7 tRNA genes are annotated in these 874 nt (G+C 49.9%); all 7 read right to left on the bottom strand.

Annotation, left to right across the window (positions count from 1 at the left end):
* Positions 1-107 precede the first annotated feature (107 nt).
* A tRNA-Pro gene (locus tag EDM57_RS13520) sits at positions 108-184 on the bottom strand.
* 16 nt (positions 185-200) lie between these two features.
* Positions 201-274, bottom strand: a tRNA-Arg gene (locus EDM57_RS13515).
* 8 nt (positions 275-282) lie between these two features.
* A tRNA-Gly gene (locus tag EDM57_RS13510) sits at positions 283-358 on the bottom strand.
* 25 nt (positions 359-383) lie between these two features.
* A tRNA-Leu gene (locus EDM57_RS13505) sits at positions 384-470 on the bottom strand.
* A gap of 22 nt (positions 471-492) precedes the next feature.
* Positions 493-568, bottom strand: a tRNA-Lys gene (locus EDM57_RS13500).
* Positions 569-587: 19 nt separating this feature from the next.
* Positions 588-664: transfer RNA gene (locus tag EDM57_RS13495), tRNA-Asp, on the bottom strand.
* A 74-nt stretch (positions 665-738) separates the two neighbouring features.
* Positions 739-815 (bottom strand) — tRNA-Met (locus EDM57_RS13490).
* Positions 816-874 lie beyond the last annotated feature (59 nt).

The raw sequence follows: 874 nt of genomic DNA, 5'->3' as shown, positions 1-874 counted from the left end.
GTTTTCAAAGAGCATTTTTAGTTCTGCTAAATCAGCAGGAACTTAATGTTATCACAATCACCTTTTTGAGTCAACACTTAAATTCTCAAAAACAAGCGTGAACTCAATGGTCGGGAAGACAGGATTCGAACCTGCGACCCCTTGGTCCCAAGCCAAGTACTCTACCAAGCTGAGCTACTTCCCGATTATTGAAAGAAAAGCGTGCCCTGAGAGATTCGAACTCCCGACCTTTTGATTCGTAGTCAAACGCTCTATCCAGCTGAGCTAAGGGCACATGATTTATGGAGCGGACGACGGGTCTCGAACCCGCGACCTTCGCCTTGGCAAGGCGACGCTCTACCAATTGAGCTACGTCCGCACTTTTCATCCTTCGCAGGATAATTTGGTGCGGTCGAGAGGACTTGAACCTCCACGGTGTTGCCACCACTAGAACCTGAATCTAGCGCGTCTGCCAATTCCGCCACGACCGCATATCCACTTTTGGAAAAACACTGGTGAGCCATGAAGGACTCGAACCTTCGACCCTCTGATTAAAAGTCAGATGCTCTACCAACTGAGCTAATGGCTCATGCTATTCAAGTGATAAATGGCGGAGCTGACGGGACTCGAACCCGCGACCTCCGGTGTGACAGACCGGCGTGAACTCCAACTTCACCACAGCTCCATATTTATGCGACTTCGCCCAATGCGTTCCATTCGACTGTTATAAAATCCAAGAAACAAGGACGAAAGAAAATTTGGTTGCGGGAGCAGGATTTGAACCTGCGACCTTCGGGTTATGAGCCCGACGAGCTACCGAGCTGCTCCATCCCGCGACGATTCGAACGACCAAGCGTCAGCTTTGTGATCGTTTTTAAGTGGTGGAGGCTGACGG

The organism is Brevibacillus gelatini, assembly GCF_003710935.1.
GTDB classification, from domain to species: domain Bacteria; phylum Bacillota; class Bacilli; order Brevibacillales; family Brevibacillaceae; genus Brevibacillus; species Brevibacillus gelatini.
This window is presented reverse-complemented; position numbering and strand designations above follow the sequence as displayed.